Source organism: Marinitoga sp. 1154, from assembly GCF_013363285.1.
In the GTDB taxonomy this organism is placed as follows: Bacteria; Thermotogota; Thermotogae; order Petrotogales; family Petrotogaceae; genus Marinitoga.
In genome coordinates, this window is sequence record NZ_LBFB01000071.1 from 1 (window position 1) to 676 (window position 676).

At 26.5% G+C, this 676-nt stretch carries 1 protein-coding gene; it reads left to right on the top strand.

The window, feature by feature from the left end:
- The coding region (locus tag XO12_RS11135; protein WP_175420355.1) for a PD-(D/E)XK nuclease domain-containing protein at window positions 1-348 on the top strand (348 nt) is incomplete at its 5' end.
- Window positions 349-676 lie beyond the last annotated feature (328 nt).

The window sequence follows — 676 nt, forward strand, 5'->3', positions numbered from 1 at the left end:
GGAGTATATCAATACAATCTTGATCAATTTCTTGGATTATATGTAGAAGCGGCAGATGGAAAAGTATATCCAGAAACACATGTTGGCGGAGGAAGGATAGACTTATTAATAAACATACATAACAAAGAATATTTAATAGAAATAAAAGCAAATATAACAGGAAATGATTATGAAAAAAGTAAAAAACAAATAAAAGAATATATAAAAAGAAAAGGGCTAAAAGAGGGATGGTTAATAATATATTCAGATACAATAAAAGATTTTGAATATATAACAGAAGAAGAAAATGGAATAAAATTACACATTTGGTTTATAAAAACAGATTTTGAAAGTCCGTCAAAAATATAATAATTCTATATATGACTTTTTGGAAGAAAAATATTATCATACGATGTCTAAAAAGTCAAATTCATTCAGGCAGCTTGATTGCTTATTCTTAAAATTATTCATTCTCAGCCGTCGCTCAGATTTTTCATCCATGAAAAAGATTCACTCAAAAAAACGTCCTGTTTTTTTGACGGCTTCCATTTACGCTTAGATTTTTTAGGTATAAAAAATCTAAGGGAAAAGGATTTATAATTATATAATAAAAATTATTTTTTCCAATTACCCGATGTAAGAGAGCGATAGCTCAAAAGTTTTTTAAATTAAAATCCAAATTTTAATCCTATTACCC